Below are 22,048 nucleotides of genomic sequence, written 5' to 3' on the forward strand. Positions count from 1 at the left end.
CCATGGCCCGCGCCGCCATCTCGAATCAGACCCTGAAGGAGTACGCCCGCAAGCGTGACTTCAGCGGCACCCCGGAACCCAGTGGTGAAGCGCCGGGCAGCCATGCCGGGGAGTATGCCTTCGTGGTGCAGAAGCACGACGCCAGCCACTTGCACTATGACTTTCGCCTGGAGCTGGATGGGGTGCTGAAAAGCTGGGCAGTGCCCAAGGGCCCGTGCCTGGACCCCAGCGTGAAGCGCCTGGCCATCGAGGTGGAAGACCATCCGCTGGATTACGCGCGCTTCGAGGGGCACATCCCCGAAGGACACTACGGCGCAGGCGACGTGATCGTCTGGGACGAAGGCCGCTGGACGCCCATCGGCGATCCCCACGAGGGCATGCAGAGCGGCCACCTGAAGTTTCGCCTGGAAGGCAGCAAGCTCGCCGGCAGCTGGAACCTGGTGCGAACCCGTATGGCGGGTCGCCAGCCGCAATGGTTCCTGATTAAGGGACGCGACGACCAGGCGCGGGATTATCCGCGCTTCGACATCCTGGCCGAGGAGCCGCTGAGCGTCGTGACCGGGCAATCGCTGCCCAGCGAGTCTTCCGGGGCGAAGAGGACGCCTCCCAAACGGGCCAGGTCGGCCAAGCAGACCCCGACAACCCGCAAAGCCACGCTCCCCGACGCCATTTCCCCGCAACTCGCCACGCTGGTGGACGCACCGCCTCCCGGCGATTGGCGCTACGAGATCAAGATCGACGGCTACCGCATCCTCGCTCGCCTCGATGGAGGCAAGGTGCGCCTGATGACGCGAAACGGCCACGACTGGTCGAAAAAACTACCGGAGCTGAGCAAGGCTCTGGCAGCGCTCGAGGTACAGTCCGCCTGGCTGGACGGCGAGATACTGGTGATGGACGAGGAGGGGCGCCCGGACTTCCAGCGCTTGCAGAACGCCTTCGATGCCAATGTCTCCGCGCCGATCCACTACACCCTGTTCGACCTGCTCTGGCTGGACGGCTCGGATTATCGCAGCAAGCCGCTGGAGGAACGCCGCCAGGCGCTACAGCAGGTCCTGCGCGGCAATGACAATGAAGCGTTGCGCTACTCGGAAGACTTCACCGACGACCCGCGCAGCATCCTCGACAGCGCCTGTCGTCTCGGCCTGGAAGGCCTGATCGGCAAGCGTGCCGGCAGCCCTTATTCCGAGAAGCGTTCGCACGACTGGATCAAGCTCAAGTGCAAGCGCCGGCAGGAATTCGTCATTGTCGGTTTCAGCGAGCCCAAAGGCTCGCGCTCGCACTTCGGTGCCTTGCTGCTCGGCCTGCATGACGAGGATGGCGCGCTGCGCTACGCCGGCAAGGTCGGAACCGGTTTCAGCGCAGCGAGCCTCGAAGCCCTCCATCAGCAGCTCAAACCTCTACAGCGCAAGACCTGCCCGCTGAAGGCCGCGCCCAAGGGCGCGGACGCCAGGGGCGTGACCTGGCTGCGCCCGTCGCTGTTGTGCGAAGTCGCCTTTGCCGAAATGACCCGCGAGGGGCTGGTGCGCCAGGCGGTATTCCAGGGCCTGCGCAGTGACAAGCCGGTGCAGGCCATCGTCGAGGAAAAACCGAAAAAGGCCGCACAGGGCGCTGAAACAAAGACTGCGAAGGGAACACCGGGCAACACCCTGCAGGGCGTGACCATCACCCATCCCGACCGGGTGATCGACCCTGCCAGCCAACTGCGCAAGATCGACGTGGCGCATTACTACGAAAAGGCCGCCGAGCGCCTGCTGCCCTGGCTGGCTGACCGCCCGGTGTCGCTGGTGCGCGTACCGGACGGTGTCGGTGGCGAGCAGTTCTTCCAGCGCCATGCCTCGCGCACGGAAATCCCAGGCGCGCAGCCGCTCGATCCGAAACTCGATCCGGGCCATGCGCCGCTGCTGCGGATCGCCACGGCCAGGGGACTGGTGGGCGCTGCGCAGATGAGCGCTCTGGAACTGCATACCTGGAACGCCACCCTGGATGATCTGGAGAAGCCTGACCGCTTCGTCCTGGATCTCGACCCGGACCCGTCACTGCCCTGGCAGCGGATGATCGAGGCGACGCAGCTGGCCCTGACGCTGCTGGATGAGCTCGGACTCTCGGCGTACCTGAAGACCAGCGGCGGCAAGGGCATGCACATCCTCGTCCCCCTGCAGCGGCGTCACAGCTGGGACGAGGTGAAGGACTTCGCCCATGCCATCAGCCGGCATATGGCCAAGCTGATGCCCGATCGTTTCAGTGCCGTTTCCGGGCCGAAGAACCGCGTCGGGAAAATCTTCATCGACTATCTGCGCAACACTCGGGGCGCCAGCACGGTCTGCGTCTGGTCGGTGCGGGCGCGGGAGGGCTTGCCGGTGTCCGTACCGGTTCGTCGCGATGAGCTTGCCACGCTCAAGGCGGCGAATCAGTGGACGGTTGCCAACATCGACGAGCGGCTGGCGGCAGCCGATCCGTGGGCAGGCTGGGCCAACACCAGGCAGCGCCTGACTCGCCGGATGATCGAACAACTGGAAGGCTGAAGACTGCGGCTCAGGGAGCCTGCGACGCCACCAGCTGGTCCGCCAGCTCGCGTTGGTGATAAAGCATCGGCAGCCAGAGACGGGCGAAGCCTTGCAGATCCGAATCGGCGGCTTCCTTGCTCATGCGATCGAAGGAGGTCACCGCTTCCTTGCTCGATCGCAGCTGCGCCACCGCATAGTCATGATCGAAGCGGTCACTGGCGGTGAGCGGCGCCTGACTGTTTTCCGGCTTCAGCGGGGCGTCGCTCTGCGCCGGCACGCCTTTTTTCTGCGCCAGGGTCTGCAGGTCGCGGAGCATCGCCGAATGTTCGTCCAGCACGCCCTGGGCCTGGTCGCGCACCGCCAGGGTCTTGCCGTAGCGGATGGCCTGCTGGGCGCGAGCGAGCTGCTGCTGGCTGTTGGTCAGGGCGGCGGAGATGAAAGCTGATTCATCGGCCTTGCCCTCTGCAAAGCTGCTGCCGGCGAGCACTGCGAAGCTCAGCAACAACCAGCGCAGGTAAGAGGAGGCGAGGGGAGTCGACATGGGAATTTCTCCTTCTTCTGGCTTTGCGACTACCGCAGTGGACGCAGCCCTGGGCGCACGGTTCAGAAAAGCCGGTCGGCGGCCTGAACCATTGGTGAAAAAGCCTGAACCAAGCTCCCCGGCATCGGCCTACCCAGTGAGTCGATCACTGCTGGAGTAACCAAGCCATGAATGAACAACGCTGCTCCTGCCCCGGCTGTTCCTGCAGCCTGGGAGCCACGGCCGTGTACCGCGAAGGCCGTGCCTACTGTTGCCAGGCCTGCGCCGACGGCCATCCGGATGGCGAAAAACACTGTCAGGACACGCACTGCCATTGCGGACAGCAAAAGCCGCCGCGTGGTTGAACCCATCCGAGATGCCCTGGTGCATCGAAGGAGAACCCCATGAGCGAGACCGAAACCCTGCCACCACAACACCAGGACCAGCAGCCGGGCCTGGAGGAACAGATGCGCCCGCAGCCGGAGTTCGTCTCCGGCGAGTACCGTGCTGCTGCCAAGCTGGCCGGCAAGGTCGCCATCGTGACCGGTGGCGACAGCGGCATTGGTCGTGCCGTCGCGGTGACATTCGCCCGTGAGCGCGCCGATGTGGTGTTGCTGTACCTCGACGAATCCGAGGACGCGCTCAAGACCTGCCAGATCATCGAATCCCTCGGCCAGCAATGCCTGGAGATGTCCGGTGATGTCGCCGATGCGGGCTTCTGCGCGGAAGTGGCGCGCCGCGTCGAGGAGCGCTGGGGACGTCTGGACATACTGGTGAACAATGCGGGGGAACAGCATCCCCAGGAGTGCCTGGAAGACATTACGCAGCAGCAGTGGGAGCGGACGTTCCGCACCAACATCTTCGGCATGTTCCAGCTGACCAAGGCGGTGCTGCCGCTGATGGGCGAGGGCAGCACCATCGTCAACACCACCTCGATCACCGCCTACAAGGGCAACCCGAAACTGATCGATTACTCATCCACCAAGGGCGCGATCACCTCGTTCACCCGCTCGCTGGCGATGAACCTGGTCAGGCGCGGCATCCGCGTCAACGCGGTGGCACCGGGACCGATCTGGACACCGCTGATTCCTTCGACCTTCGATGCCGAGGAAGTCGCGACCTTCGGCACCAACACGCCGATGGGGAGACCAGGACAGCCCGAAGAACTGGCCCCGGCCTATGTCTACCTCGCCAGCAGCGATTCCTCCTATGTCAGCGGGCAGGTGCTGCACGTCAACGGCGGGACGGTGGTCAACGGCTGAGCCGCAGGAGATCAGGCCGCGCTTCGCAAGGCCTCGATCAGCTGCTGCTTGCGCATGCTCGAACGACCGGCGATGTGCCGGGTCCGGGCGCGGTTGAGCAATTCGGCCTTGGTCATGGATTCCAGCGGTTGGTCAGGCCGCGGCACGCCTTGCTTGGTGGCTACCGCGCGCTTGGCCGAGCTGCGCCGCGCGGCGGCCTTGGCCGGTGCGCTCTTGTTCCGGCCCGAGCCACCGCTGCGTTCGCCGCCGCCGGACTGCTTGTTCACGGTTGCCCAGGCTCGGGCTTCTGCCTCGTCCTTGGGGACGCCACGGCTCTCGTAGCTTTCCTCGATGTGTTCGGCCTTGCGCTTCTGCTTGTCGGTGTACTTGTCTTTATCGCCCCGTGGCATGGCTGTTCTCCCTTGGCTGATGCGTCAGTGCACGCTCTTCGAGCGCCCGGCCCGCCAGCGCGGGCCACAGTGGGGAGAAACCGCTCGTCGCCGATCGTTCGGCGTTTCTGATGAGCGGGCCATGCCGGTGGAGGAAAAGGTCTGAACTCAGCGTTTCCCTCGCGGACAGATGCACTGGGGCGCCTCGTGCGCCATCGGCAATCAGTCACCGACAGAAGCAGGAGACGGCAATGGCCCTGGACAGCATTCCCGATCAGTCGGCAGTCGAGATCTTCAAGCACGCCGTGCTCACCCGCTTGCGCTATGCGGTCGGCAAGGACCCGGCCGACGCCTTTGACCATGACTGGTTCGAAGCGGTGGCTCTGGCCACGAGCAAGTACCAGGTGGACAACTGGGAAGAAACCACCCGCGCCATCGATCGAAGCGCGCGCAAGCACGTGTACTACCTCTCCCTGGAGTTCCTCATCGGCCGTCTGCTGATCGAAAACCTGAGCAACCTCGGGCTGCTCGAGGTGGCACGCCAGGCACTGTCGGAACTGGGCGTGGACCTGGAACGCATCCGCCTGCTGGAGCCAGACGCGGCACTGGGCAATGGAGGCCTCGGCAGGCTGGCAGCGTGCTTCATGGAAAGCATGGCGACGCTGGACATCCCCGCCCACGGCTACGGCATCCGCTACGAGCACGGGCTGTTCAAGCAGGTGATCGGCGATGGCTGGCAGCAGGAGCACACCGAAACCTGGCTGGACTTCGGCAACCCCTGGGAATTCGAGCGTCCCGAATCCGCCTACAGCGTCGGCTTTGGCGGCAGCGTCTACAGCGAGCCGGACGCCAATGGTGTCGAGCGCCAGCGTTGGGAGCCGGTAGAGCGCGTTCGCGCGGTCGCCTATGACATGCCGGTGGTGGGCTGGCGCACTGCCAGCGTGAACACCTTGCGCCTGTGGCGTGCCCGCGCCGAGGAAACCCTTAAGCTCGACCGCTTCAACGCCGGTGATCACCTGGGGGCAGTGGCCGACACCGTGCGCGCGGAAAGCATCTCCCGCGTGCTCTACCCGGCGGACAGCACCGAGGCCGGACAGGAGCTGCGCCTGCGCCAGGAGTACTTCTTCGTCGCTGCCTCCCTGCAGGACCTGATGCAGCGCCACCTGGGCAAGGGCGAGGACGTGTACGGCCTGCCCGAGCGGGTCGCCATCCAGCTCAACGACACCCACCCGGCCATCGCCGTGGCCGAGCTGATGCGCCTGCTGCTGGACGAGCGCGGGCTGGACTGGAGCGACGCCTGGGAGCTGACCGTGGCGACCCTGTCCTACACCAATCACACGCTGCTGCCCGAGGCGCTGGAATCCTGGCCGGTGGGGCTGATGGAGCGCCTGTTGCCCCGGCACATGCAGATCATCTACCTGATCAATGCCTTCCATATCGACGCCCTGCGCGCCAAGGACATCCACGACTTCGCCCTGCTGCGGTCGGTCTCGCTGATCGAGGAGGACCACGGCCGCCGCGTGCGCATGGGCAACCTGGCATTTCTTGGATCGCACAGCGTCAATGGTGTCTCTGCACTGCACACCGAACTGATGCGCGAGACGGTGTTCCGTGACCTGCACCGGTTGTACCCGAATCGCATCAGCAACAAGACCAACGGCGTGACCTTCCGCCGCTGGCTGTTCCAGACCAACCCCGAACTGACCGAACTGCTGGTCGACACCCTCGGTGACGACGTCCTGGACAACCCCGAGAGCCGCTTGCGCGACCTGGCGGCCCACGCCGAGAAGTCCGCCGTGCGCCAGCGCTTCGCCCAGCAGCGGCGCAACGCCAAACAGCGCCTGGCCGTGCTTATCGAGGAGCGCCTGGGCCTGCGTGTCGACCCGGACGCGCTGTTCGACGTGCACGTCAAGCGCATCCACGAGTACAAGCGTCAATTGCTCAACCTGTTGCACACCGTGGCGCTGTACCAGGACATCCGCAACGACCCGACCACCGAACGCGTGCCCAGGGTGAAGATATTCGCCGGCAAGGCCGCCCCCAGTTATGTGCTGGCCAAACTGATCATCAAGCTGGCCAACGACATCAGCCGCACGGTCAATGCCGACCCCACCGTGCGCGGGCTGCTCAAGGTGGTGTTCATCCCCAACTACAACGTCAGCCTGGCCGAATCCATCATTCCGGCGGCGGACCTGTCCGAGCAGATATCCACGGCGGGCCTGGAGGCGTCAGGCACCAGCAACATGAAGTTCGCCCTCAACGGCGCGCTGACCATCGGCACCCTGGATGGCGCCAACGTCGAGATGTGCGAGCGTATCGGCCCGGAGAACATGTTCATCTTCGGCCTCAAGGCGCAGCAGGTGGAGGCTCGCAAACGGGCGGGGGAGCTGGCCATGCACAACGAGATCGCCGATTCGCCGCGTCTCCAGGAGGCGCTTATGGCGGTCAGCAGCGGCGTGTTCTCGCCGGACGACCCACAGCGCTATACCGCGTTGATCGACAGCCTGCGCCATGACGACCGCTTCATGGTCTGCCCGGACTTTGACGCCTACTGGGACGCGCAGGAGCGCGTGGAGCAGCTTTGGCGAAAGCCGTCGCGCTGGTGGAAAGCCTCGATGCTCAATACCGCACGAGTCGGCTGGTTTTCCTCGGACAGGACCATTCGCGAGTACGCCCAGGACATCTGGCAGGTGCCCGTCGGCGGGGAGTGAACCGCTCGCGACACAGCGACAGCCGGCAAGCCCTGGCTACGAAGACGCGGGGCTTGCCGCGGAGGAAGCGCTGACTTTCTGCCGGGCGGTCAGCGGTTGCAGGCGAAATCAAGCAAACCAAATGGCGTTCGTCCGGGTCTGGACTCTTATCAGGGCTTCAACAAGAGCCGGACATGGACACACTGGAGCGAATCTGGCTGACGCTGGTGGCCGAGTTCTCCGACCTCAGCGAAGTCGAGCAGATCACCCGCGCCTCGCTGCGCCTGAGCCTCGCCGTGGTGCTGGGTGGTGTGGTGGGCTATGAGCGCGAGAGCCAGGGCAAGGCCGCCGGCCTGCGCACGCATATGCTGGTGACCCTGGGTGCGGCACTGTTCGTGATGGCGATCCGGGAAGGCGGCGCGCAGGCCGATGCCGTCAGCCGGGTCATCCAGGGCATCGCCGCGGGGATCGGCTTCCTCTGCGCCGGCACCATTCTCAAGGGCAGCCAGGTCTCCGAAGTGAAGGGCCTGACCACCGCCGCCGGGCTCTGGCTGAGTACGGCCATCGGTATCAGCGTCGGGCTCGGGCATTCGGCCACGGCGGTGCTCGGCACGCTGCTGGCGCTGCTGGTGCTGCACTGCCTGCCGCGCTGGCTGGAGCGCAACCATAAACATGCCCCTCACGAGTCGAGAGAGGACCGCGATGTTCCGTGAATTCGCCCAGGCCTGCGCCTGGACCGACGCCATGTTCGAAAACGGCCGCTATAGCGGGCTGATCGAATACCAGGTCATCCGCGAGGGCGCCGCGGTGGAGGTGCTGTGGGTCTATGCCCCCGGCAGCCGAAACACGTCGGAAGCCGAAGCAGCGGCGCGCCGGATGCTCGCACGGGTACGCGACATCGACGGCGAGGGCCGCGTGCACTTCGACGACGGCGTGCCCCTGCAGGAGGACTGCCCATGGCCCGTGTGATCTGGAAAGGCGCCATCAGCTTCGGCCTGGTGCACATCCCGGTAGCGCTCAACAGCGCCTCGCGCTCCAGCGGCACCGATTTCGACTGGCTCGACGAGCGCAGTCTGGAGCCGGTTGGCTACAAGCGGGTGAACAAGATCACCGGCAAGGAGGTACCCAGGGAACACATCGTCAAGGGCGTGGAACTGGAGAAAGGCCGCTATGTGGTCATCAGCGAGGAGGAAATCCGCGCCGCACGCCCGGAGGCGACCCAGAGCATCGACATCCTCAGCTTCATCGACATCGAGGAAATCCCCGTGCCGTTCTACGACTCGCCGTACTACCTCACGCCGGAGAAGCGCGGCGAAAAGGTCTACGTGCTGCTGCGCGACACCCTGAAGAAGACCGGCAAGGCCGCCGTCTGCCAGTTGGTGATGCACAGCCGCCAACACCTGGCGATGTTGCGCGAGGAAGGCGAAGCCATCCTGCTGATGACCCTGCGCTGGCCGGCGGACGTGCGCGAGGTGGACGAGCTGGGCCTGGCGCTGGACAAGGTGAAGCTGGACAAGCGCGAAACGGAAATGGCCGAGCGGTTGGTCAAGGACATGTCCGGCCACTGGACACCGGCGGACTACGAAGACCGCTTCAGTGAGGAAATCCACCGCCTGGTGGAGCAGAAGGCCGCCAAGGGACAACTGGAGAGCGTCCCGCAAGCGGAAGCGAAAAGTGGCGAAGGTGCGGACATCATCGACCTCACCGAGCTGCTCAAACGCAGCCTCAAGGGCGACGGGAAGCGGCGCTCGACGGCCAGTGCGCCGGCGAAGAAGAGCGCAACCAGCAAGCCCGCGCCCAAGCGCAAGACCTCCTGAGCCAACCACTGGCGCAATTAGCCTGAACTTGCCGCCGCAGCGTCGTTCCCAACCCCTGTAGCTCGCCAATCCACCACGAGCGCGCCACGGAGCGCGCACCGCCGCGAGGAGGGCGCCGCAATGGAACGGGAAAATCCGGCCAGCCGGGCCGAGGCCGCCGCCAATGAGCCGCGCATCGTCATCGAGGACGTGCAGCCACGCCTGGAAAGCGGTCGTTTTGCTGCCAAGGCCATCAGCCACCGCACGTCGCGCATCCATGCGCGCATCTTCAGTGATGGCCACGACAAGCTCGGTGCCGAAGTCGCCTGGCGCGAAGGCAAGGGCCAGCCGTGGCAGAAGACACCGCTGCTGGCGCTGGGCAATGACCACTGGGAAGCGCAGATCACCCCGACCCAGGTTGGCCGCACCGAATTCATCGTGCTGGCCTGGATCGACAGCTACGCGAGCTTTCGCTACGAGCTGGAGAAGAAATACGCCGCTGGGCAGGTGGTGGACCTGGAGTTCCGCGAGGGCATCGAACTGCTGCAGCACGTGGTGCAGACGGCGCCGGAGGACTGTGAATCGGAGCTGGCGCAGATCGTGCGCGAACTGCAGGGCAGCGAAGAGCGCGAGGCGCGCTTCGGCCTGCTCATGGCGCCGCGTACCCTGGAGGTGATGCAGCGCGCAGAACACCGCCCGTACCTGACCCGCAGCCTGACTTTCGAACTGGATGTGGAGCGACCACTGGCCGAATTCGCCAGCTGGTACGAGCTGTTCCCGCGCTCGGAAAGCAGCGTGCCCGGCCAGCACGGCAGCTTCGCCGACGTTCACCGGCGCCTGCCGGACATCGCCGCCATGGGCTTCGACGTCCTGTATTTCCCGCCGATCCATCCCATCGGCCGCCAACACCGCAAGGGCCGTAACAACAGCCTGCAGGCCGGTCCGGACGACCCCGGCAGCCCCTACGCCATCGGCAGCGAAGAGGGCGGCCATGACGCCGTGCATCCGCAGCTCGGCACGTTGGAAGATTTCCGCGACCTGGTGGGAGCCGCCCGCGAACACGGCCTGGAAGTCGCCCTGGACTTCGCCATCCAGTGCTCGCCGGACCACCCCTGGCTGCGCGAACATCCCGGCTGGTTCAGCTGGCGCGCCGACGGGACCATCCGCCACGCGGAGAACCCGCCAAAGAAATACGAGGACATCGTCAACGTCGACTTCTATGCGCCGGACGCCGTACCCGATCTGTGGATGGGGTTGCTGCAGGTGGTGCTGGGCTGGGTGGAGCAGGGCGTCAACCTGTTCCGCGTCGACAACCCGCATACCAAGCCGCTGCCCTTCTGGGAGTGGCTGATCGCCGAAGTGCGCCGCGAGCATCCGCAGGTGATCTTCCTCGCCGAGGCCTTCACCCGGCCGGCGATGATGGCGCGACTGGGCAAGGTGGGCTTCAGCCAGAGCTACACCTACTTCACCTGGCGCAACACCAAACAGGAGCTGGAGGAGTACTTCAGCGAGCTCAACCAATCGCCGCTGCGCGATTGCTACCGGCCGAACTTTTTCGTCAACACGCCGGACATCAACCCCTATTTCCTGCAGCGCTCCGGGCGCACCGGCTTTCTCATCCGGGCGGCGCTGGCGACCATGGGGTCGGGCCTGTGGGGCATGTACTCGGGCTTCGAGCTGTGCGAGGCGGACCCGGTGCCGGGCAAGGAGGAGTACTTCGATTCCGAGAAGTACCAGCTGCGCCAGCGCGACTACCACGCCCACGGCAACATCGTCGGCGAGATCACCCGGCTCAACCGCATCCGCCGCGAGAACCCGGCGCTGCACAGCCACCTCGGCTTCCAGGCCTATCGCGCGTTCAACGACAACATCCTGCTGTTCGGCAAGCGCACCGCGGACCTGTCCAACTTCATCCTGGTCGCGGTCAGCCTCGACCCGGACAACGCCCAGGAAGCCGACTTCGAGCTGCCGCTCTGGGAGTTCGGCCTGCCCGATGACGCGTCCATGGGCGGTGAGGACCTGATGAACGGCCACCGCTGGACCTGGCACGGCAAGCGCCAGTGGATGCGCATCGAGCCCTGGCACCTGCCGTTCGGCATCTGGCGCCTGCATCCCGAGACCTGACCCGTAAAGGAGCGCGACCCATGGCCAAGCGCAAGACCCGCCCCTTTCTCGATGATCCGCTCTGGTACAAGGACGCGGTTATCTATCAGTTGCACGTGAAGTCCTTCTTCGACGCCAACAACGACGGCATCGGCGATTTCCGCGGGCTGATCGAGAAGCTCGACTACATCGCCGACCTGGGTGTGAACACCCTCTGGCTGCTGCCGTTCTACCCCTCGCCACGCCGCGACGACGGTTACGACATCGCCATGTACAAGGGCGTGCACCCCGACTACGGCACCCTGGCCGATGCCCGCCGCTTCATCGATGCGGCCCACGAACGCGGGCTGCGGGTGATCACCGAGCTGGTCATCAACCACACCTCCGACCAGCACCCGTGGTTCCAGCGCGCACGTCGGGCGAAGAAGGGCTCCCAGGCGCGCAACTGGTACGTGTGGTCCGACGACGACGGCAAGTACGACCAGACGCGGATCATCTTCATCGATTCCGAGCAATCCAACTGGACCTGGGACCCGGTGGCCGGGCAGTACTTCTGGCACCGCTTCTACTCGCACCAGCCGGACCTCAACTTCGATAACCCGCAGGTGCTGCGCGCAGTGCTCGGGGTGATGCGCTACTGGCTGGACATGGGCGTGGACGGCCTGCGCCTGGATGCGATTCCCTACCTGATCGAGCGTGAAGGCACCAACAACGAGAACCTCCCCGAGACCCACGTGGTGCTCAAGCGCATCCGCGCCGAGCTGGACGCCCACTACCCGGACCGCATGCTGCTGGCCGAGGCCAACCAGTGGCCGGAGGACACGCGGCCTTATTTTGGCGGGACGGACGGTGGCCCCGGCGACGAGTGCCACATGGCCTTCCACTTCCCGCTGATGCCGCGCATGTACATGGCCATCGCCCAGGAAGACCGCTTCCCGATCAGCGACATCCTGCGCCAGACCCCGGCGATCCCGGACAACTGCCAGTGGGCGATCTTCCTGCGCAACCACGATGAGCTCACCCTGGAGATGGTCACCGACGACGAGCGTGACTACCTGTGGAACTACTACGCCGCCGACCGCCGCGCACGCATCAACCTGGGAATTCGCCGCCGCCTGGCGCCGCTGGTGGAGCGCGACCGCCGGCGCATCGAACTGCTCAACAGCCTGCTGCTGTCCATGCCGGGCACGCCGACCCTCTACTACGGCGACGAGATCGGCATGGGCGACAACATCTACCTGGGCGACCGCGATGGCGTGCGTACGCCGATGCAATGGTCGATGGATCGCAACGGCGGATTCTCCCGTGCGGACCCGGCCAGCCTGGTGCTGCCGCCGATTCTCGATTCGCTCTACGGCTACCAGGGTGTCAACGTCGAGGCGCAGGCGCGCGACCCGCACTCACTGCTCAACTGGACCCGTCGCATGCTCGGCGTGCGCAAGCAGCAGAAGGCCTTCGGCCGCGGCAGCATCAGCATGCTCTCGCCGCCGAACCGGCGCATCCTGGCTTACCTGCGCCAGTACCGGCCGGAGGGCGAGGGCGCAAGCGAAGAGACCATCCTGTGCGTCGCCAACCTGTCCAATGCCGCCCAGGCGGTGGAGCTGGACCTGGCAGCCTTCGACGGCCGGGTGCCCGTCGAGATGCTCGGTGGCGCTTCCTTCCCGCCCATCGGTCGGCTGACCTACCTGCTCACGCTGGCGCCCTACGGTTTCTACTGGTTCTACCTCGCCGACAGCCAGCAGATGCCGGCCTGGCACGTGCAGCCCGTGGAGCGCATGCCCGAGCTGCCAACCCTGGTGCTGGCCCAGCGCCTGGGCGAGATCATGAACGGTGCACCACGCGAGCTGCTGGAGAACGACTCGCTGCCGCGCTACCTGCCCAAGCGCCGCTGGTTCGCCGGCGGCCGCCTGGAAGCCGGCAGTGCCCACCTGCTGTATGCGATGCCACTGACCGAGGACGATGCGGCGCCGATGCTGGCGGAGGTGGAAGTCGCCGGTGCCGAGGGCGCGGAGCACTATCAATTGCCACTGGCTGCCGTGCCGGAGAAAGGCAGCGCCGGCAACGATCTGCCTCAGCAACTGGCCATGGCCCGGCTACGCCGCGGGCGCAAGGTCGGGCTGCTGACCGACGCCTTTGCCTTGCCCGCATTCAGCCGCCTGGTCCTGCGCATGCTGCGCGAAACAGCGACGATGCAAGGCCCTGCCGGCGAGCTGCAGTTCCTGCCGCAACCCGGCTTGCCGCAGTACGGCGAGATCGGCGAGGAGGCGGAAGTCCGCGTACTCAGCGTCGATCAATCCAACAGCTCCGCGCTGATCGGCGACAAGCTGCTGCTCAAACTGCTGCGCCGCGTATTCCCCGGTGTACATCCGGAGGCGGAGATGGGTGGCTACCTGAGCCGCCGCGGCTACGCCAACATCGCTCCGCTGCTGGGCGAGGTACGGCGTATCGACGCCAGGGGCGAGCCGCATACCCTGATGTTGCTGCAGGGCTACCTGAGCAACCAGGGCGATGCCTGGAGCTGGACACTGAACCAGCTGGAACGCGCCATGCGCGACGGCGTGCTGCCGGGCGTGGAAGCTGCCGAGCCTGGGTTCGACGTGATGGAAGAGTTGCGCCTGTTCGCCGGCAAGCTTGGCCAGCGATTGGGCGAGATGCACCAGTTGCTGGCCGAAGCCACCGACGTGCCGGATTTCGGCCTGCACCGCAGTGGCGCCGCTGACAGCGCCGCCTGGAACAGCAGCATCGGCACGCAGATCGAACAGGCGCTGGAGGCTCTGCAACGCTCTCGTGGCCACCTGGATGAGCGTGGCGGCGTGATGGTCGACTGGTTGCTGGAGAAACGCGGCGAACTGCTGCAGGCCGTGGCCAACCTGGCGCGGTTGGCCGAGGGCGGGGTGATGATCCGCGTCCACGGCGACTTGCACCTGGGCCAGGTCCTGGTGGTGCAGGGCGATGCGTTCCTCATCGACTTCGAAGGCGAGCCGAACCGCCCGTTGGCCGAGCGCCGTCGTCGCCATAGCCCGCTGAAAGATGTGACCGGCGTACTACGTTCCTTCGACTATGCCGCCGCCATGGCCCTGCGCAGCGCCCAGGGCACCGAGGCGCCCGCAGAACTCCAGGCAGCGCGCGCGGAGCTGGCGCTGCGCTATCGCCGCGAAGCCCGCGACGCCTTCCTCGAAGCCTATCGAGCCGCCGCTGTGGACCTGCCGCACGAATGGCATGGCCGCGAAGGCGAGGGCGCGGCGCTGGCCCTGTTCAGCCTGGAGAAGGCCGCGTACGAAGTGCTGTACGAAGCCGGACATCGCCCTGACTGGCTGGACGTTCCGCTGCAAGGGCTGTTCGAACTGGCGCGACATCTGATTGGAGGACGTACATGACACCGCTCCGCGACCTGGACCATCTGCAGCGTGCCGACCACGCCGATCCCTTCTCCTTCCTCGGTCCGCACCGTGACGCAGAGGGCGAACTGGTGCGGGCATGGCTGCCCGGTGCGCTGGCGGTGGAACTGTTGTCGCCGCAGGACGAATTCCTCGTCGCCATGGAGCCGCTGGATGCTGGTGGGCTGTTCGTTGCGCGCCTGCCCCGGAAGACACCGTACCGGCTGCGCATCCACTGGCCCGAGCATGAGCAGGTCACCGAGGACCCCTATGCCTTCGGCCCTTCCGTAAGTGAACTGGACCTCTACCTGTTCGCCGAGGGCAACCATCGCCAGCTCGGCAAATGCTTCGGCGCGCAGGCGATGGAGCACGAAGGCGTGCCCGGCGTGCGTTTCGCCGTGTGGGCACCCAATGCCAGGCGGGTCTCGGTGGTCGGCGACTTCAACGGCTGGGACGGTCGCCGGCATGTGATGCGCCTGCGCTACCCGGCTGGCGTCTGGGAACTGTTCATCCCGCGCCTGCAGCCGGGCGAGGTCTACAAATACGAACTGCTTGGCCAGGACGGCCTGCTGCCGCTCAAGGCCGACCCGATGGCGCTGGCCACCGAGATGCCGCCGGCCACCGGCTCGCGGGTAGCGGACCCGACACCCTTCGCCTGGCAGGATGACGAATGGATGCTGCAACGTGGTGAGCGCCAGGGATTCGACCGGCCACTGTCAATCTACGAATTGCACGCCGGCTCCTGGCAGTGGGTGGAAAACCGCGCGCCGACCTGGGACGAGCTGGCGGATCGACTGATCCCCTATATCGACGACCTGGGTTTCACCCATATCGAGCTGATGCCGATCATGGAGCATCCCTTTGGTGGCTCCTGGGGCTACCAGCCGCTGTCGCTGTTCGCGCCCACCGCGCGCTACGGCAGCCCGGCGGAATTCGCCCGTTTCGTCGACCGCTGCCACCAGGCCGGGATCGGCGTGATCCTCGACTGGGTGCCGGCGCATTTCCCCACCGACGCCCATGGCCTGGCGCACTTCGACGGCACCGCGCTGTACGAGTACGCGCACCCGTTCGAGGGTTTCCACCAGGACTGGGACACCTACATCTACAACCTGGGCCGCAACGAGGTGCATGGCTTCATGCTGGCCTCGGCGCTGCACTGGCTGCGTGAATACCATATCGACGGGTTGCGGGTGGATGCGGTGGCCTCGATGCTCTACCGCGATTATTCGCGCAAGGACGGCGAGTGGATTCCCAACCGCCACGGCGGCCGGGAGAACCTCGAAGTCATCGAGTTCCTCAGCCACCTCAACAGCGTGGTACACACCGAAGCGCCGGGCGCGCTGGTCATCGCCGAGGAGTCCACCGCCTGGCCGGGCGTCAGCCGGCCGACGGAAGAGGGCGGCCTGGGCTTCGCCTACAAGTGGAACATGGGCTGGATGCACGACAGCCTCGCGTACATCCGCGAAGACCCGATCAACCGCGGCCATCACCACCACAAGCTGACTTTCGGGTTGCTCTACGCCTTCTCCGAGCACTTCATCCTGCCCATCTCCCACGACGAGGTGGTGCACGGCAAGGGTTCGCTGCTGGGCAAGATGCCCGGCGACCGCTGGCAACAGTTCGCCAACCTGCGGCTGTTCCTGTCGATGATGTGGACCCATCCGGGCAAGAAGCTGCTGTTCATGGGGTGCGAGTTCGGCCAGTGGCGCGAATGGGACCACGACGGCCAGCTGGACTGGTACCTGCTGCGCTACGCCGAGCACTTCGGCGCCCAGGCGCTGGTTCGCGAGCTGAACCAGCTGTTGCGTGAGGAGCCCGCGCTCCACGCCTTCGACGATCGCGCCGAGGGTTTCCACTGGCTGATCGGCGACGACCAGCGCAACAGCGTCTACGCCTGGCTGCGTCTGGCTGGCGACGGCGCGCCGCTGCTGGTGGTGCACAACTTCACCCCGGTACCACGTCCGCACTACCGCATCGGCGTGCCGCTGGCCGGCCATTGGCAGGTACTGCTCAACAGCGACGCCGACGCATTTGGCGGCTCGGGTGCGGGCAGCCGGGGGGCGCTGGAAAGCGACCCCCATGAGTCCCACGGGCAGACTCAGTCCCTGGCGCTGGACCTGCCGCCGCTGGGCTGCCTGATCCTGCGCCCCACCGGCGACGCCGTCGACCTGTAGCGGCAGGCCACGCCTTGATCCGCCGGCAGGGTCGGCGGTCAGGACGCCCGCGCGGCTTCCCGGCGATCCGCGCGCCGCTTCAGCTTCCTGGCATGCCGTTCCAGCCACAGGTAGACCAGGCAGGCGAGCAGCAGCGGAATGAGGAAGTACAGCACCCGATAACCGATCAGCGCGGCGACCAGTTCACCGCGGGAGAAATGATCGCGCAGCACGGTGATGAACACTGTCTCGATGACCCCCAGGCCCGCCGGCACATGCAATACAACGCCGGCGATGCTGCTGATCATCAGGGTCGCCAGCACTTCCGGATAGCTCGCCGAGGCGGGCAGCAGGCTGTAGATCAGCAGCGCCATCATCGACCAGTTGCTGGCCCCGGCGATGCCCTGCAGAGCGGCGAGGCGCCAGGTCGGCAGGTTCAGCCGGTAGCGCTTCCAGCCCCAGGCGCGGCGGCTGGCGAAGCGACAGGCCAGCAGGTAGGCCGCGCCCAGCAGCAGGAGCAACACGCCGATTGCCCGCAGGCCGCTCTGGCCGAGGGACCAGCTCTGCGGCAGGTCGGGGAAACCGGAGACGAACAGCGCCCCCGCCAGCAGCAGGTAGCCGTACCAGTTGGTGATCAGGCTGAAGGTGAGGATGCGCGTGATGTCCCCCGTGCTCATCCCCAGTCGCCCGTAGAGGCGGTAACGCAAGGCGATGGCTCCGACCCAGGAGCTGAGGTTGAGGTTGAAGGCGTTGCACACGAAGGCCACGGTGAATACCCGGCGCACCGGCAGCGGGTGGCCGATGTAGAACCGGCTGAGCACATCGAAGCTGCTGAAGATGCCGTAGCTGCAAAAGGCGATCAGCATGCCCAGCGCCAGGGTGCTGAGCGGGTACTCGCGCAGCAGGCGGAATACCTCGTCCCAGTCGGTGGCGCGCAGCAGCAGGAACAGCAGCACCGGCAGGGCGATCAGCAGCACGATGTTGAAGGCGCGGTTGGCCCGCTTCCAGAAGCGCTTGTGGTTCATGGCTGCACCGGCGAATGGCCGGCCTCATCGTCGATGCTGGCGGGGTGGAGCATCTGCCGGTGTGCCGGCAACTGCCCGGCGATGGCGGGGAAGTGACGCAGGAAGTGGAAGCTCAGGAACACCAGCGGCGCGCGCCACCAGTAGCCGCGGCGGGCATGCTGGCGGGTGACGCGGCGGCAGCTGTCGACGGCAAGGCCCTGCAGGTGCTCGTCCAGGCCACCGGCGAAGGCCTCATCCTCGATCATCAGGTTGCCTTCCAGGTTCAGCGACAGGCTCAGCGGGTCGAGGTTGCTCGAGCCCACTGTGGCCCAGTGCCGGTCGACGACCGCGACCTTGCCGTGCAGCGGGCGCTCGCAGTACTCGTAGATTTCCACGCCGTCGCGCAACAGCGTGTCGTAGAGCAGCTTGCTGCATAGCCGGACCAGCGGCATGTCGGGCAGTCCCTGGAGGATCAGCTGCACCTTCACCCCGCGCCCGGCCGCATCGCGCAGGGCGCGCAGCAGGCGATAACCGGGGAAGAAGTAGGCATTGGCGATCAGCAGCCGCTCCTTCGCCTGACGGATGGCGCGCAGGTAATGCTGCTCGATCTCGGTGCGGCGGTAGAGGTTGTCACGGATGGCCAGGCAGGTCCGGCAAGGGCCCGCCGACGCGCCAGGGTGCGCGGCGTCAGCGGCGGGAATGTCGCCGCCCTCAAGGTAAGGAGCAGGGCTGAGCAACTCCAGGCAGGCGCGACGAATGTCTTCCACGCCGGGGCCTTCGATCCTCACCGCGTAGTCCTGCTTGGCCATGGTGCCGAAGTCGGCCAGGTGGTCGGCGCAGTAGTTGATGCCGCCGACGAAGGCCACGGCACCGTCCACCACCACATGCTTGCGGTGCAGGCGGCGGAACAGGTTGGTGCGCATGCCCAGCAGCAGTGGCTGTGGGTCGAACAGGTGCAGGCGCACACCGGCATCCAGCAGGCCGCCGACAAAGCCTGCGTCCAGGTCCGGCGTACCGTAGCCGTCGGCGGTCACTTCCACGCGGACGCCGCGATTGGCAGCGTCGATCAGTACCTGGCGCAGCCCGCGCCCCACCTTGTCGTCACGCAGGATGAAGGTTTCCAGCAGAACTTCGTGCCGCGCGCTCTCGATGGCGCGGAACACGCTGGGAAAGAAATCCTCGCCATTGATCAGCAGCTCCACGCGGTTGCCGTCGCGCCATACCTCGTTCATAGCGACACCTCCGCGAGCAGCGGCAGGTGATCGGAGAGGTGCGGCCAGGGCTTGCGGTTGAGCACTTCGCTCAAGGTGACCTTGAGGTGGCGCACGTAGATGCGGTCCAGCCGCAGCAGCGGCCAGCGCGCGGGGAAGCTGCGCGGTTCGCCGACGCTCTCGGGGAAGGCTGGGCGCAGGCCGCAGCCGGCAAGGACGCCGGTGGCTTTGCAGCGCCAGTCATTGAAATCACCGGCGACCACCACCGGGTCGTTGGCGGGCAGGTCGCCAATCAGCGCGCACAGCAGCTGGAGCTGTTTCTGCCGCTGCGCTTCATGCAGCCCCAGATGCACACAGACCGCGTGCAGCGTGCCTTCGCCGGGCAGGTCGATCTGTGCGTGCAGCAGGCCGCGCTGCTCGGTACCGGCCACCGACACATCGCGGTTGTCCCAACAGCGAATCGGCAGGCGCGAGAGCAGGGCGTTGCCGTGATGGCCTTCGGGGTAGACGGCATTGCGTCCATAGGCGAAGGCCGGCCACATGCTGTCGGCGAGGAACTCGTACTGGGGCGCTTGGGGCCAGTTGGCATGGCGCTCGGCGTGCAACTGGTGTTCGCCGTGGACTTCCTGGAGGAACACCAGGTCCGCCGAGGTGGCGCGCGCCGCGTCGCGCAGTTCGTGAAGGATGAAGCGACGGTTGAAGGCGTTGAAGCCCTTGTGGGTGTTTACCGTGAGCACGCGCAGCAAGGTTCCGGCTTGCGCCTGGGCAAGGCTCTGCGGACCGGCCTCGGCCTGGGTCATGTGCCTCCTCCCCATGGAGTTGATATTCCGACGCCGGGCCTGCCTTTGGCGATTTCGGGCCTCCGCGTCTACTGGTTCCGACTGAGCCGCGTGGGCGACGTTCAGCCGGATTGCCCGACGGTCAGTCGTCGCTGCGACGCAGGGTGAACAGGGCCAGCGAGCGAGCGCTTAGCGGGTAGGCAGCGCCGAACTCCCAGTTGTGCTCATGCTCCTGCGGTTCGGCGCTGTCCAGCAGGTACTGCCAGTCGCGGCCCTGGGCTGTCTCCGGAAGGATGAAATCGAGACCCTCGTGCCCGGCGTTCAGCAGCAGGAGGAGGGTGGCGTCACCGCCGCTGCGGCGGATACCCGTGGGTTGCGCGCGACCGTCCATGAGCATGCCGAGGCTGCGCCGTTGCGGGTCGTGCCAGCGATCCTCGGTCATTTCCTCGCCCTCCGGCGCGAGCCAGGTGACGTCACGCACACCCAGGTCCTCGTTGTACTCGCCCACCAGGAAGCGCCCGCGCCGCAGGATCGGGTAGGCCTGGCGCAGGCGGATCAGCCGGCGGGTGAAGGCCAGCAGTTCATGGCCTTCGTCGTCGAGGTTCCAGTCCACCCAGCCCAGTTCGTTGTCCTGGCAGTAGACGTTGTTGTTGCCCTGCTGGGTGCGGCTGAACTCGTCACCGGCCAGCAGCATGGGCGTGCCCTGGGAGAGCAGCAGCGTGGCCATCAGGTTGCGCATCTGCTGCACGCGCAGGCGGCGGATGCCCTCATCGTCGGTAGGGCCTTCGACGCCGTGGTTCCATGAGCGGTTGTCGTCGTGGCCGTCGCGGTTGTCCTCGCCGTTGGCCTGGTTGTGCTTGTGGTCGTAGGTGACCACGTCGCGCAGGGTGAACCCGTCGTGGGCAGTGATGAAATTCACCGAGGCATAGGGCCGACGGCCGCGCTGGTCGTAGAGGTCGCCCGAGGCGGTGAGACGCCGCGCCAGGTCCGGCAGCTGGCCTTCATCGCCACGCCAGAAGCTGCGCACGGTGTCGCGGAAGCGGTCGTTCCACTCCACCCAGCCGGGCGGGAAGCCGCCCACCTGGTAGCCGCCGGGGCCGCAGTCCCAGGGCTCGGCGATCAGCTTGCGGTGGCTGAGCACCGGGTCCTGGCGGCAGGCGACGAGGAAGCTGTGGCGCTCGTCGAAACCGTCGGCGTAGCGCCCGAGGATCGACGCAAGATCGAAGCGGAACCCGTCCACGCGCATCTCCGTGGCCCAGTAGCGCAGCGAGTCGGTGACCATCTGCAGCACGCACGGGTGGCTCAGGTCGAGGGTGTTGCCGGTGCCCGAATCGTTGACGTAGTAGCGGCGGTTGTCGGCCTGCAGGCGGTAGTAGGAGACGTTGTCGATCCCGCGCATGCACAGGGTCGGGCCCAGCTCGTTGCCTTCGGCGGTGTGGTTGTAGACCACGTCGAGGATCAGCTCGATACCGGCGGCGTGCAGGTGCGCGACCATTTCCTTGAACTCGTTGACGTGGCCGCTGGCGAGGTAGCGGGCCTGGGGCGCGAAGAAGGCGATGCTGTTGTAGCCCCAGTAGTTGCTCATGCCCTTTTCCAGCAGGTGCTTGTCGTCGAGGAAGCCATGCACCGGCAGCAGTTCCAGGCTGGTGATGCCCAACTGCCGCAGGTGTTGCAGCAGCTCGCTGTTCATCAGCCCGGCGCAGGTGCCGCGCAGGCGCTCGGGCACCGCGGGGTGGCGCATGCTCAGGCCGCGCAGGTGGGCTTCGTAGATGACAGTCTCGTCCCACGGCACGCGCACCGGCTGCTGCTCGCCCCAGGTGAAGGCCGGATCGATGACCTTGCACTTGGGGACGAATGCCGCGCTGTCGCGTTCGTCGAAGCTGAGATCCGCCTCCGGCGAGCCAATGGTGTAGCCGAACAGCGATTCGGACCATTTCAGTTCACCCACTAGCTGCCGCGCATAAGGATCGATCAGCAGCTTGTTGGGGTTGAAGCGGTGCCCCGCGTCGGGTTCGTAGGGGCCATGCACGCGATAGCCGTAGATCTGCCCCGGATGAGCATCGGGCAGGTAGCCGTGCCAGATCTCGTCGCTGTATTCGGGCAGCTCGATGCGCTCGATCTCGTGCTTGCCCTGGGCATCGAACAGGCACAGCTCGACCCGCGTGGCGTGGGCGGAGAACAGCGCGAAGTTGACGCCCAGGCCATCCCATGTGGCTCCCAGCGGGAAGGGGCGGCCTTCGGTGACGCGGGACTGTGCTCGTCGGGTCATGGCCGGCTCCTG

General features: G+C 66.2%; 16 protein-coding genes. 10 read left to right on the top strand and 6 right to left on the bottom strand.

All coding sequences use genetic code 11. From position 1 onward, the window contains the following. The first annotated feature begins 2 nt into the window (after positions 1-2). Positions 3-2,522, top strand: coding sequence for a DNA ligase D (ligD, locus tag IB261_RS15055; protein ID WP_192382466.1), 2,520 nt, complete (start codon positions 3-5; stop codon positions 2,520-2,522). A 10-nt stretch (positions 2,523-2,532) separates the two neighbouring features. On the opposite strand, the gene IB261_RS15060 is transcribed toward ligD, so the two are convergent. Continuing rightward, on the bottom strand, positions 2,533-3,045 hold the full coding sequence (locus tag IB261_RS15060) for a DUF4142 domain-containing protein (RefSeq protein ID WP_192382467.1): 513 nt from the start codon (positions 3,043-3,045) through the stop codon (positions 2,533-2,535). A gap of 167 nt (positions 3,046-3,212) precedes the next feature. Between IB261_RS15060 and IB261_RS15065 the strand changes: the two genes are divergently transcribed. Together IB261_RS15065 and IB261_RS15070 are read left to right on the top strand one after the other, a co-directional pair. Continuing rightward, on the top strand, positions 3,213-3,389 hold the full coding sequence (locus IB261_RS15065) for a metallothionein (protein WP_151187083.1): 177 nt from the start codon (positions 3,213-3,215) through the stop codon (positions 3,387-3,389). Between the two features lie 39 nt (positions 3,390-3,428). Continuing rightward, positions 3,429-4,286 carry an SDR family oxidoreductase gene (locus IB261_RS15070; protein WP_081519906.1) on the top strand — a complete coding sequence of 286 codons (858 nt, stop codon included), beginning with the start codon at positions 3,429-3,431 and terminating at the stop codon, positions 4,284-4,286. Positions 4,287-4,297: 11 nt separating this feature from the next. On the opposite strand, the gene IB261_RS15075 is transcribed toward IB261_RS15070, so the two are convergent. Next, a complete protein-coding gene (locus IB261_RS15075) occupies positions 4,298-4,675 on the bottom strand; it encodes a Rho termination factor N-terminal domain-containing protein (protein ID WP_192382468.1) in 378 nt (125 codons plus the stop codon). A 230-nt stretch (positions 4,676-4,905) separates the two neighbouring features. Between IB261_RS15075 and IB261_RS15080 the strand changes: the two genes are divergently transcribed. The 7 genes from IB261_RS15080 to glgB all read left to right on the top strand — a co-directional run bounded on the left by IB261_RS15080 (position 4,906) and on the right by glgB (position 16,794). Continuing rightward, a complete protein-coding gene (locus tag IB261_RS15080; RefSeq protein ID WP_192382469.1) occupies positions 4,906-7,365 on the top strand; it encodes a glycogen/starch/alpha-glucan phosphorylase in 2,460 nt (819 codons plus the stop codon). Between the two features lie 173 nt (positions 7,366-7,538). After that, a complete protein-coding gene (locus IB261_RS15085) occupies positions 7,539-8,057 on the top strand; it encodes an MgtC/SapB family protein (RefSeq protein ID WP_081519909.1) in 519 nt (172 codons plus the stop codon). Further along, on the top strand, positions 8,047-8,313 hold the full coding sequence (locus tag IB261_RS15090; protein ID WP_081519910.1) for a hypothetical protein: 267 nt from the start codon (positions 8,047-8,049) through the stop codon (positions 8,311-8,313). The genes IB261_RS15085 and IB261_RS15090 overlap by 11 nt, the downstream gene beginning before the upstream one ends. Beyond that, positions 8,301-9,161, top strand: coding sequence for a non-homologous end joining protein Ku (gene ku, locus IB261_RS15095; protein WP_081519911.1), 861 nt, complete (start codon positions 8,301-8,303; stop codon positions 9,159-9,161). The genes IB261_RS15090 and ku overlap by 13 nt, the downstream gene beginning before the upstream one ends. 120 nt (positions 9,162-9,281) lie before the next feature. Next, positions 9,282-11,264: an alpha-1,4-glucan--maltose-1-phosphate maltosyltransferase gene (locus IB261_RS15100; RefSeq protein WP_192382470.1), complete on the top strand. Its 1,983-nt coding sequence runs from the start codon at positions 9,282-9,284 to the stop codon at positions 11,262-11,264. 20 nt (positions 11,265-11,284) lie between these two features. Then, positions 11,285-14,620 carry a maltose alpha-D-glucosyltransferase gene (treS, locus tag IB261_RS15105; RefSeq protein ID WP_192382471.1) on the top strand — a complete coding sequence of 1,112 codons (3,336 nt, stop codon included), beginning with the start codon at positions 11,285-11,287 and terminating at the stop codon, positions 14,618-14,620. After that, complete coding sequence (gene glgB / locus IB261_RS15110; RefSeq protein ID WP_192382472.1) at positions 14,617-16,794, top strand: 1,4-alpha-glucan branching protein GlgB; 2,178 nt, start codon at positions 14,617-14,619, stop codon at positions 16,792-16,794. Before treS ends, glgB begins: the two co-directional genes overlap by 4 nt. Before the next feature lie 38 nt (positions 16,795-16,832). Here glgB and IB261_RS15115 read toward each other — a convergent pair whose 3' ends face one another. The 4 genes from IB261_RS15115 to glgX form a co-directional block, all read right to left on the bottom strand. Beyond that, a complete protein-coding gene (locus tag IB261_RS15115; RefSeq protein ID WP_151187090.1) occupies positions 16,833-17,798 on the bottom strand; it encodes a lysylphosphatidylglycerol synthase domain-containing protein in 966 nt (321 codons plus the stop codon). Then, positions 17,795-19,009: a cardiolipin synthase ClsB gene (gene clsB, locus IB261_RS15120; protein ID WP_192382473.1), complete on the bottom strand. Its 1,215-nt coding sequence runs from the start codon at positions 19,007-19,009 to the stop codon at positions 17,795-17,797. Before clsB ends, IB261_RS15115 begins: the two co-directional genes overlap by 4 nt. Next, positions 19,006-19,788 (bottom strand): endonuclease/exonuclease/phosphatase family protein, encoded by a 783-nt coding sequence (locus IB261_RS15125; protein WP_192382474.1) that lies wholly within the window; start codon positions 19,786-19,788, stop codon positions 19,006-19,008. Before IB261_RS15125 ends, clsB begins: the two co-directional genes overlap by 4 nt. A gap of 121 nt (positions 19,789-19,909) precedes the next feature. After that, entirely contained in the window at positions 19,910-22,036 is a 2,127-nt protein-coding gene (glgX, locus tag IB261_RS15130) for a glycogen debranching protein GlgX (protein ID WP_192382475.1), read from the bottom strand. Between the last annotated feature and the right edge of the window lie 12 nt (positions 22,037-22,048).

Source organism: Pseudomonas sp. PDM20, assembly GCF_014852575.3.
Lineage (GTDB): Bacteria > Pseudomonadota > Gammaproteobacteria > Pseudomonadales > Pseudomonadaceae > Pseudomonas.

Bases quoted from the DNA above. Each gene is read 5' to 3' on its own strand.
- glgX (WP_192382475.1), bottom strand. From the start codon at position 22,036: ATGACCCGACGAGCACAGTCCCGCGTCACCGAAGGCCGCCCCTTCCCG.
- ku (WP_081519911.1), top strand. From the start codon at position 8,301: ATGGCCCGTGTGATCTGGAAAGGCGCCATCAGCTTCGGCCTGGTGCAC.
- IB261_RS15100 (WP_192382470.1), top strand. From the start codon at position 9,282: ATGGAACGGGAAAATCCGGCCAGCCGGGCCGAGGCCGCCGCCAATGAG.
- IB261_RS15085 (WP_081519909.1), top strand. From the start codon at position 7,539: ATGGACACACTGGAGCGAATCTGGCTGACGCTGGTGGCCGAGTTCTCC.
- IB261_RS15080 (WP_192382469.1), top strand. From the start codon at position 4,906: ATGGCCCTGGACAGCATTCCCGATCAGTCGGCAGTCGAGATCTTCAAG.
- IB261_RS15115 (WP_151187090.1), bottom strand. From the start codon at position 17,798: ATGAACCACAAGCGCTTCTGGAAGCGGGCCAACCGCGCCTTCAACATC.
- IB261_RS15090 (WP_081519910.1), top strand. From the start codon at position 8,047: ATGTTCCGTGAATTCGCCCAGGCCTGCGCCTGGACCGACGCCATGTTC.
- IB261_RS15075 (WP_192382468.1), bottom strand. From the start codon at position 4,675: ATGCCACGGGGCGATAAAGACAAGTACACCGACAAGCAGAAGCGCAAG.
- IB261_RS15060 (WP_192382467.1), bottom strand. From the start codon at position 3,045: ATGTCGACTCCCCTCGCCTCCTCTTACCTGCGCTGGTTGTTGCTGAGC.
- glgB (WP_192382472.1), top strand. From the start codon at position 14,617: ATGACACCGCTCCGCGACCTGGACCATCTGCAGCGTGCCGACCACGCC.
- clsB (WP_192382473.1), bottom strand. From the start codon at position 19,009: ATGAACGAGGTATGGCGCGACGGCAACCGCGTGGAGCTGCTGATCAAT.
- treS (WP_192382471.1), top strand. From the start codon at position 11,285: ATGGCCAAGCGCAAGACCCGCCCCTTTCTCGATGATCCGCTCTGGTAC.
- ligD (WP_192382466.1), top strand. From the start codon at position 3: ATGGCCCGCGCCGCCATCTCGAATCAGACCCTGAAGGAGTACGCCCGC.
- IB261_RS15070 (WP_081519906.1), top strand. From the start codon at position 3,429: ATGAGCGAGACCGAAACCCTGCCACCACAACACCAGGACCAGCAGCCG.
- IB261_RS15125 (WP_192382474.1), bottom strand. From the start codon at position 19,788: ATGACCCAGGCCGAGGCCGGTCCGCAGAGCCTTGCCCAGGCGCAAGCC.
- IB261_RS15065 (WP_151187083.1), top strand. From the start codon at position 3,213: ATGAATGAACAACGCTGCTCCTGCCCCGGCTGTTCCTGCAGCCTGGGA.